The organism is Agrobacterium salinitolerans (genome assembly GCF_002008225.1).
In the GTDB taxonomy this organism is placed as follows: Bacteria; Pseudomonadota; Alphaproteobacteria; order Rhizobiales; family Rhizobiaceae; genus Agrobacterium; species Agrobacterium salinitolerans.
This window is the reverse complement of the sequence record NZ_MRDH01000021.1, coordinates 39,184-53,870: the sequence shown is the minus strand read 5'-3', so window position 1 is coordinate 53,870 and position 14,687 is coordinate 39,184. Positions and strand designations below refer to the sequence as shown.

12 protein-coding genes are annotated in these 14,687 nt (G+C 61.2%); 10 read left to right on the top strand and 2 right to left on the bottom strand.

Annotated elements, in window-relative coordinates; genetic code table 11:
* Positions 1–9: 9 nt before the first annotated feature.
* The 10 genes from BS627_RS14465 to BS627_RS14420 all read left to right on the top strand — a co-directional run bounded on the left by BS627_RS14465 (position 10) and on the right by BS627_RS14420 (position 13,009).
* Positions 10–1,134 (top strand): ABC transporter permease, encoded by a 1,125-nt coding sequence (locus BS627_RS14465; protein WP_077983886.1) that lies wholly within the window; start codon positions 10–12, stop codon positions 1,132–1,134.
* Positions 1,135–1,142: 8 nt separating this feature from the next.
* The gene (locus BS627_RS14460) at positions 1,143–2,867 is read left to right on the top strand and encodes an ABC transporter ATP-binding protein (RefSeq protein ID WP_165691258.1); all 1,725 of its coding nucleotides are present in this window, start codon (positions 1,143–1,145) and stop codon (positions 2,865–2,867) included.
* A gap of 44 nt (positions 2,868–2,911) precedes the next feature.
* The gene (locus BS627_RS14455) at positions 2,912–4,099 is read left to right on the top strand and encodes a galactarate dehydratase (protein ID WP_077983884.1); all 1,188 of its coding nucleotides are present in this window, start codon (positions 2,912–2,914) and stop codon (positions 4,097–4,099) included.
* The gene (locus tag BS627_RS14450; RefSeq protein WP_077983883.1) at positions 4,086–4,952 is read left to right on the top strand and encodes an aldose epimerase family protein; all 867 of its coding nucleotides are present in this window, start codon (positions 4,086–4,088) and stop codon (positions 4,950–4,952) included. Before BS627_RS14455 ends, BS627_RS14450 begins: the two co-directional genes overlap by 14 nt.
* 176 nt (positions 4,953–5,128) lie before the next feature.
* Positions 5,129–5,902, top strand: a complete 774-nt coding sequence (locus BS627_RS14445; protein WP_077983882.1) for a FadR/GntR family transcriptional regulator — start codon at positions 5,129–5,131, stop codon at positions 5,900–5,902.
* A gap of 75 nt (positions 5,903–5,977) precedes the next feature.
* Entirely contained in the window at positions 5,978–7,486 is a 1,509-nt protein-coding gene (locus tag BS627_RS14440) for an ABC transporter substrate-binding protein (RefSeq protein WP_077983881.1), read from the top strand.
* Positions 7,487–7,554: 68 nt separating this feature from the next.
* Positions 7,555–8,502 (top strand): ABC transporter permease, encoded by a 948-nt coding sequence (locus BS627_RS14435; RefSeq protein ID WP_077983880.1) that lies wholly within the window; start codon positions 7,555–7,557, stop codon positions 8,500–8,502.
* A 12-nt stretch (positions 8,503–8,514) separates the two neighbouring features.
* Positions 8,515–9,387, top strand: a complete 873-nt coding sequence (locus tag BS627_RS14430) for an ABC transporter permease (protein WP_165691257.1) — start codon at positions 8,515–8,517, stop codon at positions 9,385–9,387.
* 21 nt (positions 9,388–9,408) lie between these two features.
* Entirely contained in the window at positions 9,409–11,193 is a 1,785-nt protein-coding gene (locus tag BS627_RS14425; RefSeq protein WP_077983879.1) for a gamma-glutamyltransferase family protein, read from the top strand.
* A gap of 4 nt (positions 11,194–11,197) precedes the next feature.
* A complete protein-coding gene (locus tag BS627_RS14420; RefSeq protein ID WP_077983878.1) occupies positions 11,198–13,009 on the top strand; it encodes an ABC transporter ATP-binding protein in 1,812 nt (603 codons plus the stop codon).
* A gap of 37 nt (positions 13,010–13,046) precedes the next feature.
* Here BS627_RS14420 and BS627_RS14415 read toward each other — a convergent pair whose 3' ends face one another.
* Both BS627_RS14415 and BS627_RS14410 read right to left on the bottom strand, forming a co-directional pair.
* A complete protein-coding gene (locus BS627_RS14415) occupies positions 13,047–13,853 on the bottom strand; it encodes an inositol monophosphatase family protein (protein WP_077983877.1) in 807 nt (268 codons plus the stop codon).
* Entirely contained in the window at positions 13,850–14,686 is an 837-nt protein-coding gene (locus BS627_RS14410; RefSeq protein WP_077983876.1) for a glycerophosphodiester phosphodiesterase, read from the bottom strand. Before BS627_RS14410 ends, BS627_RS14415 begins: the two co-directional genes overlap by 4 nt.
* Position 14,687: the final 1 nt, after the last annotated feature.

Below are 14,687 nucleotides of genomic sequence, written 5' to 3'. Positions count from 1 at the left end.
GAGGGCGCCATGAGCGATATCACCATCACCGCCAATGCCCGGCAGGACCGCGCGGCCGTCGCCTCGCAGTGGCAGCTCATCTGGTGGGCCTTCAAGCGCCACAGGCTGGCCATGGCCGCCATGTTCATCACCATCGCCATGTATATCGTTGCGCTGGTACCGGGCTTCTTCGCTATCAACGATCCGGTATTGCAGAATGCCCGCGCCACCTTCCATCCGCCGCAGCGCGTGCATTTCATCGATACGGCCGAGGGTTTCTCGCTCGGGCTGCATTATTATCCGCTGAAGCTGACCCGTGACCCCGAGACACTGGCGGCGGTCTTTGTCGAGGATACGGCGAAGAAAATCCCGGTCCAGTTTTTCGGTCGCGGTTACGAATATTCCGTATTTGGTCTGTTCACCACGGATATCCATCTGCTGGCGTCCGCCGACAAGACGCGGCCGCTCTTCCTTTTCGGCGCGGATCGCCTTGGGCGAGATGTCTTCAGCCGCGTGGTCCAAGGGGCGCAGGTCTCCTTGTCGATCGGTCTTGTCGGCGTGTTCTTCTCGTTGCTGCTCGGCGTCGTTCTCGGCGGCATATCGGGATATTATGGCGGTCGCATTGATTTCACCATGCAGCGCGTGATCGACTTCGTGCTTTCGCTGCCCACCATTCCCATCTGGCTGGCGCTGGCCGCCGCACTGCCGCAGGGCTGGCCCGCCACGCTTCAGTATATGATGATCACCATCATCCTGTCCCTGACCGGCTGGGCGCAGCTTGCCCGCGTCGTGCGCGGACGGTTCCTGTCGCTCAGGACCGAAGAATTCGTGGCCGCAGCGCGGCTGGATGGCGTGCCGGAAGGGCGCATCATCTTCCGCCATATGCTGCCGAGTTTTTCGAGCCATATCATCGCCTCGGTCACGCTTGCGGTTCCGGCGATGATCCTTGCGGAAACCTCGCTGTCCTTCCTCGGCCTTGGCCTTCAGCCGCCCACTATTTCCTGGGGCGTGCTGCTTCGCGAGGCGCAGAACATCCGCTCGATCGCGACTGCGCCCTGGCTGTTCCTGCCCGGTGTGGCGGTCGTCATTGCGGTCATGGCTCTCAATCTGCTCGGTGACGGCCTGCGCGACGCAGCCGACCCCTATAACAAGTGAGGCCCCGGATGAGCGACATTCTCTCTATGAAGCCAGCCAAACCGCTGCTTGAAGTCCGCAATCTGGTCACTGAATTTCCAGTGAGGAACGGCATTTTCCGGGCGGTCAACGACCTGTCTTTTTCCATCGATCCCGGCAAGACGCTTTGCGTCGTCGGCGAAAGCGGCTCGGGCAAATCCGTCACCGCCCGTTCGATCCTGCAGATCATCGACAGCCCCGGCCGCATTGCGTCCGGATCGATCATCCTCAACCGTGCCGACGGCACGTCCCTCGATCTGGCGAAGCTCGATCCGCGCAGCCGGGCCATCCGCTCGGTGCGCGGCGCTGATATCGCGATGATCTTTCAGGAGCCGATGTCGTCGCTTTCACCCGTGCATACGGTCGGGGACCAGATTACGGAGGTCCTGCGTCTGCATCTGAAGATGAGTAAGGCAGAGGCGCGGGCCGAGGCCATAGAGCTGTTGCGGCAAGTGGAGATCCCTAACCCTGAAAAGGCGCTGGATCGTTACGCTTTCCAGTATTCCGGCGGCATGCGCCAGCGCGCGATGATCGCCATGGCGCTGGCCTGCAAGCCGCAGCTTTTGATCGCCGACGAACCGACGACGGCGCTCGATGTGACGACACAGGCCGAGATCCTCGACCTTATATCGCGGCTGCAAAAGGCGCATGGCATGGCGGTGCTGTTCATCACCCACGACATGGGTGTGGTGGCGCAGATTGCCGATGACGTGCTGGTCATGCATCACGGCGTCGCCAAGGAATATGGCACCGTCGATGAGATATTCCATAATCCGCAGGACCCCTATACACGCATGTTGATCGGCTCCGTGCTGAAGCTGGAGCAGAAGGCGGAAATCCGGCTTGCGCGGCCTCCGCTCGACCTTGCAGCTGCTCCCGTGCTCGAAGTGAATGACCTCTCCATGCACTTCGGCGAGATGAAGGCGCTGGATGGCGTCTCGATCAAGCTTCTGCCGGGCGAAACGCTCGGTATTGTCGGCGAAAGCGGTTCGGGGAAAACCACGATGGGCCGCTCCATCATGCGTCTATACGATCCGACCGGCGGCGAAATGCTATATCGCCGAGCGGATGGCACGGTGGTCGATCTGGCCAAAATCGAAGGTTCCGAGCTGAAAGCCGCGCGGCGTGAGTTGCGCATGGTGTTCCAGGATCCTTTCGGTTCGCTCAATCCACGCATGACGGTGGCGCAGGTCATCGGCGAGCCGTTGCTGGTCAACGGCATTGCCAAAGGCAGAGAACTGGATGACCGCGTCTGCGCGCTGATGGAGCAGGTGGGACTGGATCCGGGCGGGCGCGAACGCTATCCGCACGCCTTTTCCGGCGGCCAGCGCCAGCGCATCGGCATCGCCCGCGCCATAACCCTGAAACCGCGCGTCATCGTGGCGGATGAGGCGACGTCGGCGCTAGATGTTTCGGTGCGGTTCCAGGTGCTGGATCTTTTGATGCGGCTGCAGGATGAGCTGGGCCTCGCCTATATCTTCATCAGCCATGACATCGGCGTCATTCGCTATATGTGCGACCGTGTGGGCGTGATGTATCGCGGCAAGCTGGTGGAAGTGGGAGACGCCGAAAAGGTCTGCAACGCGCCGGACCATCCCTACACGCAGGCGCTTCTTTCCGCCATTCCGCGCCCGGATCCGCGCGACCGGGATCGCACGCGCAGATTCCGCTACGTCGAACCATCCGAAGCCAAAAAAGGGGCCGTCGCCCGATAGCGCCGGGCATGCCGCACGCTGCAATTCATGAGGAAGACTGAAGCATGAAAATCGACCGCATGCGGGTATTCGTCACCCGTGACAAGGACCGCCCCCGCGTCATCGTCGCCCTCGATACCGATGACGGTTTGACCGGCTGGGGTGAATGTTACAATCACGGCCCCGATCTCGCCCTACCGCCGGTGCTGGACTACCTCTACGGCTTCCTAGCCGGGCAGGACCCGACGCGGGTGGAGTATCTCTATAACCTCCTGCTTCAGCAGAACCGCTTTCCGCCCGGAGCGCTCGGTCTGTCGGCCATCTCGGCGCTCGATCATTGCCTGTGGGACCTCGCAGCCAAGGCGGCGGGCGTACCAGTCTACAAGCTGCTGGGCGGCGAAGTACGCGACCGTATCAAGGTCTATGCCGGTGTCTACACGGCCCCGGATGCGCCAGCGGCAAGGGAGGAATTCGACCGTCTTAACGAGGATTGGGGCTTCACGGCCTTCAAGCTCAGCCCGTGGCGTGTCGATATCCATGCCCATCGCTGGGGCGAGGTGGTGCGCAGTTCCGCTGAATATTTCCGCTCCCTTCGCGAAACCGTGCGCCCTGACTACGACATCGCCTTCGACGCCCATGCCAAGATTTTCGAGCCCGCGGCCGCCCGCCAACTTGGCAACGCGCTTGCCCCTTACGATCCGCTGTTCTTCGAAGAGCCGCTGCGTCCCGAAAACATCGAGATGTGGGGAGACCTCAAACAGGGGCTGAACTGCACGCTGGCAACGGGTGAAAGTCTATATAATCGCAATGAGTTCCTTCGCCTTCTTCAAGTAAAAGGTGCGGATATCATCCAGCCCGATATCTGCGTCGTCGGCGGCATTTCGGAGATGCGCCGCATCGCGACGCTTGCGGAAGCCCATTTTGTCAGCATCGCGCCGCATAACCCTATGGGACCGCTCGCCACCGCCGTCAATGTGCACTTCTCCGCTGCCCAGCAGAATTTCCGAATTCTCGAATATCGCCTGCCGAAAGGGCAATGCTACGTCTATGGCGGCACCGATCTCGAAAAACGCGAGGATGAAACCCGTTATGTCGTCGACCCCTACCTGCCGAAGGACGGATATCTGGAACTGAGGCCGGACCGTCCCGGCTGGGGTGTCGAGATGGATGAAAAAGCCATGCAGGAGGATGGCTATGTTCATTGGCAAAGACGGGTGCCGAAACGGCCTGACGGCTCCTATGCCTTTGCCTGAAACGGTTGCGATTGCCTGCGGGCGGCTCTCCGCCCGCCTGCGCCCCGCCTGGGGTGGCAGAATGACCCATCTGCGGCACTTTGACTACGGCGATATTCTGGTGCCGACAATGGAGCAGGAATTCGAGCCGTTCAACTGGCCAAGGGCTGGCGCATACCCCTTGTTTCCCTATCACAACCGGCTCTATGGCGGGTCCTTCATCCATGCCGGTATCCGCCATGACCTGCTGCCGCATCCGGCGCTTGCGCCTGATGCCATGCATGGCCCGGCTCACCGCCGGCCGTGGGCGATTTCAGATCTGTCTTCGGATCGGGTTTCACTGATGTTGGACTACGAGGCCGACGGGGAGTGGCCTTTTTCTTTTCGCGCCGAGCAGTCTTTCCTGCTGGAAGACGAAAGCCTCGCCGTGGAACTGTCGATAACCAATCTCGCGGATGTGCCAGCACCGATGGCGCTAGGCTGGCACCCCTATCTGGCGGCAGGGTTCGGTCGCAATGCCCGGACGGACGCCAAGCTGCAATATCCGCTGGATGCGCAAAACGTGCCAACCGGCCAGCCGGCGGCGCCTCGCCCGAAACCTGCCATTCCCGCCGCAACGGGATACACACTGCATTTCACCGATTGGTCAAGCGCGCAGGTCGACTTCGACCGGTTTTCACTGCGGCTCGAGGCCGATCCCGTTTTCGGCCATCTCGCCGTGCACCGCATGCAGCGCTACCTCTGTCTTGAGCCGGTTTCCATGGCCGCCGGAGCGCTTGGTTTGTCGCAGGCGCAGCGGGAAGGGCAGGGTCTCGGGACGGTTGCCCCCGGCGAGCGCCTGTCGGGGCGCATCAGGCTCTCCATCGATCTTTAGGAGGAGCGGGTGCGCCTGTGACGCCCAAACGCCCTCCGCCGAACGCCAAACTTCAAAAAACCGCCAAATGCCCATATTTTGAGCGTCAGTAATTATCGCTCAAAAATAGGCTTGACGTCGGCGAAAATTTCGAACCAAATGAACCAATGTGAGATTGGTTCAGTAAATGGTGCGACGTGACGGTGAACCCCAACGACAACTCCAACTATGCGCTAGGAAAATTGCGCGCGTATATTCAGGCGCAGGATCTTGCGAAAGACCGTCGCCTGCCGACGGAGCGGGCGTTTGCGGAAACCTTCAATGTCGGCCGACGTGCGGTCCGTCGCGCTCTTGAGGTTCTCGAAGCCGAAGGTCTGATCTGGAGACGGCAGGGGGCGGGAACCTTTGTGGGCGAAAAGCCCGACGATTGGTCCGCCCAGGTGACGGAACTGGTGGCCGGCACGGATATCATGGAAATCATGGAAGTGCGTCTTCGCATCGAGCCGCAACTGGCGCAGCTTGCGGCCATGCGCGCCAAGCCGGCCGAGGTGGAGCGCATGCGCGCCCTCGTCCACAAGACCGGCCAGAGCACGGATGCCGACGCCAAGGAGTTGTGGGATGGTTCGCTTCACCGCCAGATCGCCCAGAGCGCCGGCAACAAATTGTTCCTGTCCATCTTTGATGTCATCAACCGCATTCGCCAGGACGATGCATGGCAGTCGATACGGGAGCTGGCGCGCCGCAGCGGCACGAACGGCAAGGCTTCCTTCGAACAGCACATAGCGATCGTCGACGCCATCGCCGATCGCGACCCCGCAAGAGCTGGCGAAGCGATGCGCCAGCACCTGCTCATGCATCAGGAAAGGTTGATCCGCGCCACCTCGCTCGGCTTTCTGGAGGAGAAAACCGGACAAGAGATTGCCGCCCGCAGCACGGGCGATGCCGATAATCCGCTCACGCCGACCTCATAGGCGGCAGAGCAGACCCGCCGGACTTTCAGACCCGGCCAATGAAAAAACAAAGATAACCAGACCAGAGGATAGAACATGAAGAAGATCAAGACATTGACCGCCGCCCTGTTGGCCGGTGCATTCCTGTCCGCGCCGGCAATCTCGTCCGAACTGCGTATCGGCCTTAATGACGACGCCGACGTGTTAGACCCCGCGCAATCGCGCACCTTCGTCGGGCGTATCGTTTATACCGCCATGTGCGACAAGCTCGTCGATATCTCGCAGGACATGAAGATCGTTCCCCAGCTTGCCACCGAATGGGCCTGGTCCGACGGCGGCAAGGTGTTGACGATGAAAATCCGCGACGGCGTGAAATTCCATGACGGCGAGACGCTGGATGCGGCGGCTGTCGTGGCCACCATCGAGCGCAACATGACCTTGCCGGAATCCCGCCGCAAGAGTGAGCTTTCCTCGATCGAAAAGGTTGAGGCCACCGCGCCGCTTGAAGTGAAATTCACCCTGAAGACGCCGGATGTCACCCTGCTGGCGCAGCTTTCCGACCGCGCCGGTATGATCGTCGCACCGAAGGCGGCCAAGGAACTGGGCGCCAATTTCGGTTCGAAGCCGGTCTGCGCCGGACCGTTCAAATTCGTCGAGCGCATCCAGCAGGACCGCATCGTGCTCAAGAAATTCGCCGATTATTGGGACAAGGACAAAATTCTGGTCGACAGGGTCGTTTATCTGCCGATCCCGGATACGACCGTGAAGCTTGCCAATCTTCGCTCGGGAGACCTCGATATCGCCGAACGCATCGCGGCCTCCGATGCCGAGTCCGTCAAGAACGACGCCAATCTGACCTATGCGGATGTCATCGGTCCGGGCTACATGGCCATGTATGTCAACATCAACAACGGCCCCCGCGCGGATAATCCGCTCGGCAAGGACAAGCGCCTGCGTCAGGCCTTTTCTTATGCGATTGACCGGGAAGCGATTGGCCAGATCGTCTTCGAGGGTACGTCAAAAGCAGGCAATCAGGCATTTCCGCCCACAAGCCCATGGTTCAACCAGAACCTTCCTGTGCCGGCGCGCGATATCGACAAGGCCAAGCAACTGATGAAGGAGGCGGGTTACGAAAAACTCGACGTCGAGCTTCAGCACGCTAACAACACGACGCAGACGCAGATGATGCAGGTCATCCAGTCAATGGTCGCGGAAGCCGGCTTCAACGTCACCCTGAAGGCCACGGAATTTGCCACGCTTCTTTCCGAGCAGACCGCCGGCAATTATCAGCTCAGCCGTTCCGACTGGTCGGGACGCATCGATCCGGATGGCAACCTGCATCAGTTCGTCACCTGCAAGGGCGGCATCAACGATGTGAAATATTGCAATCCTGAGGTCGACAAGCTGCTCAACGAGGCCCGCGCCTCGACCGAAGATGCAGTGCGCAAGGAAAAATACGATGCCGCCAGCGTCATCCTCAACGATGACATGCCGATCATCTATCTCGGTCACCAGCCCTATGCCTACGCCATTTCCAACAAGGTCAAGGGCTGGGCGCCATCGCCGGACGGTATGATCCGCCTTCTCGGCGTCTCCAAGGACTGAACACGTCGCATGCGCCGCACGGCCCTGCCGTGCGGCCCTCACGAATTGGCACGAACGAGGGCCACGCCATGCCTGTTTATATCGGCAAGCGACTACTGGTCGCTATCCCGACGCTACTGATCATCTCCATTTTCGTCTTCTCGCTGCAAAAACTGCTGCCGGGAGATCCGGTTCTCGCCATGGCTGGCGAAGAGCGCGATCCGGCGACGATTGAATTCCTGCGTGAGAAATATCGCCTGAACGACCCGGTTCCGCTGCAATATGTCAACTGGCTGGGCGGCGTCGTGACGGGCGATTTCGGAATTTCGCTGCGCACAAACCAGCCAGTGCTGGAACTCATCGGTCAGAAGCTGCCGGTCACCATCCAGCTTGCGGTGATGGCGATGTTCTTTGCGATGGTCATCGGCATTCCGATCGGTATTCTCGCCGCCGTCAAGAAGAACACCTGGATCGATTACGCGGCCAATATTGTTGCGCTTTCCGGCCTCTCTATCCCGAATTTCTGGCTCGGCATCATGCTGATCCTGCTGGTGTCGGTCAAACTCGGGTGGTTGCCGGCATCCGGTTATGAATCGATCTTTGTCGATCCCGTGCGCTCCATCGAAACCATGATCATGCCCGCCTTCGTGCTGGGCAACGCGCTTGCGGCAACGCTGATGCGCCATACCCGGTCGGCGATGGTGGCGGTGCTCAGTTCCGACTATATCCGCACTGCCCGAGCCAAGGGTCTTTCGCCGCGCGAGATCATCCTGTCGCATAGTTTCCGCAATGCGCTTCTGCCCGTTATCACGCTTCTGGCGCTGCTCTTCGGCGAATTGCTGGCCGGGGCGGTGCTGACGGAGCAGATTTTCACCATTCCCGGCTTCGGCAAGATGACGGTCGACGCGGTGTTCACCCGCGACTATGCCGTCGTGCAGGGCATCGTTCTTTGCACCGCCGTCGGCTTCATCCTCATGAACCTTCTGGCCGACATTGCCTATGTCCTGCTCAACCCCCGCCTCAGGGCGACGATCTGAGGCACCGATATCATGACCGTTCTCGATCAAAACCTCTCCGTAGCGGTAACGCGGCAGGAAAGCCGCGCCTGGAAAAAGATGAAGCGCAACAAATCGGCGCTTGCCGGCATGGCTATCGTGCTGTTTTTCGCCGTTCTTGCCATTGCCGCGCCGATCCTTCCGATTGCCGATCCGGTGGCGACCAGCTGGTCGGCCATCCGCAAGGCCCCCTCGGCCGCCCATTGGCTCGGCACCGACGATCTCGGCCGAGACATCCTTTCCCGCATGATCTATGGCGCGCGCGCCTCGCTGATGGCGGGCGTGGTCTCGGTGATGATCGCCGTGGTCATCGGCGTGCCCTTTGGCCTGATTTCAGGTTATTTCGGCGGCTGGGTGGATATGGTCATATCCCGCATCACCGAAGCGTTGCTGGCCATGCCGTTCCTCATCGTGGCAATCGCGCTTGCTGCCTTCCTTGGCCCGAGCCTTACCAATGCGATGATCGCCATCGGTCTTTCCGCCATGCCGATTTTCGTGCGCCTGACGCGCGGGCAGGTGCTGGCGGTCAAAACCGAAGACTATGTCGAAGGCGCAAGGTCCATCGGCCTCAACCACATCGACATCATGACGCGTTACATCCTGCCGAATGTTTTTGCCCCTATCATCGTGCAGGCGACCCTGACCGTTGCGACCGCCATTATCGCTGAGGCGAGCCTCTCTTTTCTCGGGCTTGGCCAGCAGGCGCCTGCGCCCTCCTGGGGCTCGATGCTGAATACTGCAAAGAATTTCCTCAGCCAGGCGCCGTGGATGACGATGTGGCCCGGCATCGCCATCTTCCTCGTCGTCATCGGCTTCAATCTTCTGGGCGACGGCCTGCGTGATGCACTCGATCCGCGCGAAGCATGATTTTTTACAAGGAATATCGGAATGAATGAATTCACCACACGCCCTGAAATCCTTGGAACCTTCGGCGTCGTCACCTCAACCCACTGGATCGCGTCGGCCGTCGGCATGGCGATCCTCGAAAAAGGCGGCAATGCTTTCGACGCGGCCGTCGCCACCGGTTTTGTCCTCCAGATCGTCGAGCCGCATCTTTGCGGTCCGGGCGGAGATATGCCCGCTGTGTTTTATTCGAAAAAGAAGGACAAGGTGGAAGTCATCTGCGCACAGGGCCCGGCCCCGAGCGGTGCGACGATCGAACACTACACGTCGGAAGGACTGAAGCTGATCCCCGGCGATGGGCTGCTGGCCACCGTTATTCCCGGTGCCTTCGACGGCTGGATGCTGATGCTGCGCGATTATGGCACCATGAGCGTGCGCGACGTGCTGGAACCCGCCATCTATTATGCCGAGCAGGGGCATCCGACATTGCCGCGTGTCTCCGCCACCATCAAGGGGCTGGCCGATTTCTTCGAGAAGGAATGGCCGACCTCCCATGAGACGTGGTTGCCGGGTGGTGCCGCACCCGAGCCTCACGCCAATTTCCGCAATCCGGTTCTGGCTGCGACCTATCAGCGGATTATCACCGAAGCCGAAGCGCGTTCCGGCCGCGAAAACCAGATCGAGGCGGCGCGCGACGCCTTCTATCGGGGTTTCGTTGCGGAAGCTATCGACCGTTACGTGAGGACTGCGGAAGTCATGGACGCCAGCGGCGCGCGGCACAAGGGCGTGTTAACGGCGCAGGATATGGCGGACTGGAGCGCGACCGTCGAAGCGCCCCAGACGCTCGACTATCAAGATTGGACGATTGCCAAGACGCCGGCCTGGGGACAGGGTCCGGTTCTGCTGCAATCGCTTGCGCTTCTGAAAGGCTTCGACATTGCGGCCATGGACCCGTCCGGTCCCGATTTCATCCACACCATAGTCGAAGCCATGAAGCTCGCTTATGCCGACCGCGAAGTCTATTACGGCGATCCGGAATTCGGGCAGATCCCGACGGAATATCTCCTGTCGGAAGGCTACAATGCCGGACGCCGTGCGCTGATAAGCGGCGAGGCCTCGCTGGAGCTGCGCCCCGGCACTGTGCCGGGTTACGAAAAGCAGGTGGACGCCACGATGGCCATGCTGGCCGAGATGAGCGGCGCCGGCACGGTCTACGAGCCGACCATGTCGCATCTGACGGAGAAGCGCGGCGATACGGTGCATATCGATGTCATTGACCGCTGGGGCAACATGGTCTCCACCACGCCGTCGGGCGGCTGGCTGCAATCCTCGCCCATCGTGCCCGGTCTCGGTTTCGCGCTCAATTCCCGCGCTCAGATGTTCTGGCTGAAGGAAGGTCTGCCGACCTCGCTTGCACCGGGCAAACGCCCCCGCACCACGCTGACGCCTTCGCTTGCGCTTCATCAGGGGCGTCCCTCCATGGTGTTCGGCACGCCGGGCGGCGATCAGCAGGACCAGTGGCAATTGCCCTTCTTCCTGCGTTATGCCCATCACGGCAAGAACCTGCAGGCCGCCATCGACATGCCGCTGTTCCACACCGCGCATTTTCCGGGGTCGTTTTATCCGCGCACCCGTTCGCCGGGCGAAATCACCGTGGAAAGCACCGTGGGCGAGGCGACCTTGCAGGAGCTTCGCCGTCGAGGGCACCGCGTCACGGTTGCCGATGCATGGTCGGTCGGGCGGCTCACCGCCGCGCGCCGCGATGCGGACGGCCTGCTGCGCGCCGCCGCGACACCGCGGCTGATGCAGGCCTATGCGGTAGGGCGGTGACACCATGGAGACAAGACCCGTCCTTTCCGTCCGTAACCTCACCACCTCCTTCCTCGTGGATGGCGCGTGGAAGAGCGTCGTGCGCAACGTGTCCTTCGATGTCGCGCCTGGCGAAACCGTCGCGATTGTCGGGGAATCCGGCTCCGGCAAATCGGTGACGTCGCTGTCTCTCATGCGCCTGCTCGCCCCGGCCTCCAGCCGGATCGAGGGGGAGGTGCTGCTCAACGGGCGCGATCTTCTTGCGCTTTCCGAAAGGGAAATGCGCGGTGTGCGCGGCAACGATATCTCGATGATCTTCCAGGAGCCGATGACCTCGCTCAATCCGATCTTCACCATCGGCCGCCAGATTTCTGAAGTACTCATCCGGCACAAGGGGCTTTCGAAGCAGGAGGCGCGGGCGGAGACGGTGCGGCTTCTGGAAAAGGTTCGCATTCCAAACGCCTCCGGTCGTTTCGATGAATATCCTCACCAGTTTTCCGGCGGCATGCGCCAGCGGGTGATGATCGCCATGGCGCTTGCCTCACGGCCGAAACTGCTGATCGCCGACGAGCCGACGACGGCGCTCGACGTCACCATTCAGGGGCAGATCCTCGATCTGATCAAGTTGCTGCAGGAAGAGGAGGGCATGTCGGTCCTTTTCATCACCCATGACATGGGCGTGGTGGCCGAAATCGCCGACCGGACGATCGTGATGTATCGTGGCGATGAGGTCGAGACCGGACCGACGGAAGACATCTTCCGGTGCGGTAAGCACCCCTATACACGGGCGCTGCTTTCGGCGGTGCCGAAGCTCGGCTCGATGCGCGACCGGCAATGGCCGACACGGTTTCCGGTGCTCGACATGAAAACCGGCCTTTCGAGCGAGCCGCAGGAAGTGGCCGGGACAGTTGCGAGCGGGCAGACGCCGGTTCTGTCGGTCAAGAACCTGGTGACGCGTTTTGCCATCCGCTCCGGCCTACTGGCGCGCCAGACGGGCGCGGTCCATGCGGTGGAAAACGTGTCCTTCGATCTGTTTCAGGGGGAAACGCTGTCGCTGGTTGGGGAATCCGGCTGCGGAAAATCAACCACCGGTCGCTCGATCATGCGGCTTGTGGAGCCGACGGCTGGCGACGTGTCGCTCGACGGTTACGACGTGATGCGGCTCGATACGGTTGGCCTGCGCAATATGCGCAAATCCGTGCAGATGATCTTTCAGGACCCGTTCTCGTCGCTCAATCCGCGCATGACGGTGGGCACGGCGATTTCCGAGCCCTTTATCAAGCACAAACTGGGCAACACCAGACAGGCGAAGGAAAAGACTGCCGATCTTCTCGAAAAGGTGGGTCTGTCCGCCGATATGGCCAGCCGCTACCCTCATGAGTTTTCCGGCGGCCAGCGCCAGCGCATCGCTATTGCCCGTGCGCTGGCGCTCGATCCCAAGGTCATCGTTGCCGATGAAAGCGTCTCGGCGCTCGATGTTTCGATCAAGGCGCAGGTCTGCAACCTGCTGCTCGACCTGCAACAGAGCCTCAACCTCGCTTTCCTGTTCATTTCGCATGACATGGCGGTGGTGGAGCGCGTCAGCCATCGTGTGGCGGTGATGTATCTCGGGGAGATCGTGGAGATCGGGCCGCGTGCGGCGGTTTTCGACAATCCGCAGCATCCCTATACGAAAAAGCTCATGGCCGCCGTGCCCGTGCCTGATCCGGCAAGGCGCGGGATAAGGCGCGGCATATCCAATGACGAGCTGAAAAGCCCGATACGGGCAGTGGGATATGAAACACCGGTGCGGAACTACAGGACCGTTTCGCCCGGCCATCTGGTGCAGGTGGCCTGAGAAGAGGCACTGAACGCTTCGAAAAAGAATTCGTTCGTCAGGGGTTCTTGGGCGGAACGCCGCGCAGGTGCTCCATGAGATAGGCATGGGTCGCGGCATTGGCGACGATTAGCGTACCGGTCTTTTCATAGAACGCCGGTCCGCGGCCCCACCAGTCGGTCACGATGCCGCCGGCCTCCTGCACCAGCAGAATGCCGGCTGCCGTGTCCACGAAGCCCGTTTCCTCGTAATAGCCGGTCAGCCGGCCGCATGCGACGTAAGCGCAGGAATTTGCGGCGCTGCCGACCACGCGGACCGCGCCGATAGGCGCACGAATGGCGTCGAGGCGCTGATAGGCGCCGGGGTAAAGCTGGAGATTGGGCGTGGGCAGGCCGGTGCCGACGCACATCAGGGCGACATCGGTGCTGGCATTGACCTGCAGGCGCTCGCCGTTGAGATAGGCGCCGTCTCCCTTGATCGCGGTGAACATCTCGTCGGAAACTGGATTATAGACTAGCCCGCAGATCGTTTCACTACCGCGGCGAAGCGCGATGGTGATGGTGTAGTGGTGGCCGAAGAGGAAATTGGTGGTGCCGTCGATCGGGTCGACCAGCCAGCGGTGATCCTGATCCGCCCCTTCGACGGGTGCGAATTCCTCACCGGTCAGTCCCCAGGGATATTGGCCGAGCAGGCGCTCGCGGATCAACGTTTCGGAATCCCGGTCCGCATCGGAAACGAAATCCCCCGGTCCCTTGACGCCGATTTCGATGTCGCGGAAGCGCCTGAAATGGTCGAGCGTCAATGCGCCGGCCTCGCGGGCGGTTGCGACCATATGGTCGAGGATGGTGGTATAATTGACTATCATCGGTTGAAAACCTCGGCGAGCCCTTCCGGATCATCGGTGGTGATCTGGTCCACCTTAAGCCGCAAAAGGCGTTTCACCTGTTCTATGGATTGCGGTGTGACGCTGTTGATCGTCCAGGCGTCGACCCGGCGGCCGGCGGCATGTATGGGGGCGATGATATCGACACCGGCATCCTCGGCAGCAAGCACGATCTCGTAGTCGAGATAGATCATCCCGGCATTGGGCGCCGTGGCAAGGGCGTCTTCGATGAAGCCTGGATAGTTTCCGCTTGCCTTCAGTGCAGCTAGCGTGCCGCGGTGGCAGGGATCGTATCCGGTGCGAAGTCCCGGCGCTGAACCGGCCAGCATGGCGATGGCGTCGAAATCGCCGCCCGACAGGATCACCGAGCTTGCTATGGGCGAAACGCTCGCCCCGAAACCGGCGACCACCTGCGGGGTGAGCGCCTGCCGGTCTTCCTTGAAATCGAGCTGGAGCAGGGCGTCGGGATGAACGGCGCCCTCGGCAAGCAGGGCGCAAAGGTCTTCGAGCAGCATGACCTTCGCATCGATGGGGTGGCCGTCATTGTCGCGCAGGTGGAGCTGGCGCAGGGCGGCGGCGGATATATCGCGCACCCGGCCGGTGCCGGTGGTTTCCCGCTCCAGCGTCCGGTCATGCAAAACGGCGCAGCCGTGATCGGCATGGATGACGAGATCGACCTCGATGCTTGCGCCAAGCCGCATCGCCTCGATGATACGCTCGCCGGTGAAGACCGGATCTTCGGCACGACGCCGGGCGCGATGCCACTTGAGCCATGTTCTGTGGCCGTCGCGGTCGATAAGGATCGGCTGGTTCATA

Coding starts and splice junctions, on each gene's coding strand:
- BS627_RS14465 (WP_077983886.1), top strand. CDS start 10: ATGAGCGATATCACCATCACCGCCAATGCCCGGCAGGACCGCGCGGCC.
- BS627_RS14460 (WP_165691258.1), top strand. CDS start 1,143: ATGAGCGACATTCTCTCTATGAAGCCAGCCAAACCGCTGCTTGAAGTC.
- BS627_RS14455 (WP_077983884.1), top strand. CDS start 2,912: ATGAAAATCGACCGCATGCGGGTATTCGTCACCCGTGACAAGGACCGC.
- BS627_RS14450 (WP_077983883.1), top strand. CDS start 4,086: ATGCCTTTGCCTGAAACGGTTGCGATTGCCTGCGGGCGGCTCTCCGCC.
- BS627_RS14440 (WP_077983881.1), top strand. CDS start 5,978: ATGAAGAAGATCAAGACATTGACCGCCGCCCTGTTGGCCGGTGCATTC.
- BS627_RS14435 (WP_077983880.1), top strand. CDS start 7,555: ATGCCTGTTTATATCGGCAAGCGACTACTGGTCGCTATCCCGACGCTA.
- BS627_RS14430 (WP_165691257.1), top strand. CDS start 8,515: ATGACCGTTCTCGATCAAAACCTCTCCGTAGCGGTAACGCGGCAGGAA.
- BS627_RS14425 (WP_077983879.1), top strand. CDS start 9,409: ATGAATGAATTCACCACACGCCCTGAAATCCTTGGAACCTTCGGCGTC.
- BS627_RS14420 (WP_077983878.1), top strand. CDS start 11,198: ATGGAGACAAGACCCGTCCTTTCCGTCCGTAACCTCACCACCTCCTTC.
- BS627_RS14415 (WP_077983877.1), bottom strand. CDS start 13,853: ATGATAGTCAATTATACCACCATCCTCGACCATATGGTCGCAACCGCC.
- BS627_RS14410 (WP_077983876.1), bottom strand. CDS start 14,686: ATGAACCAGCCGATCCTTATCGACCGCGACGGCCACAGAACATGGCTC.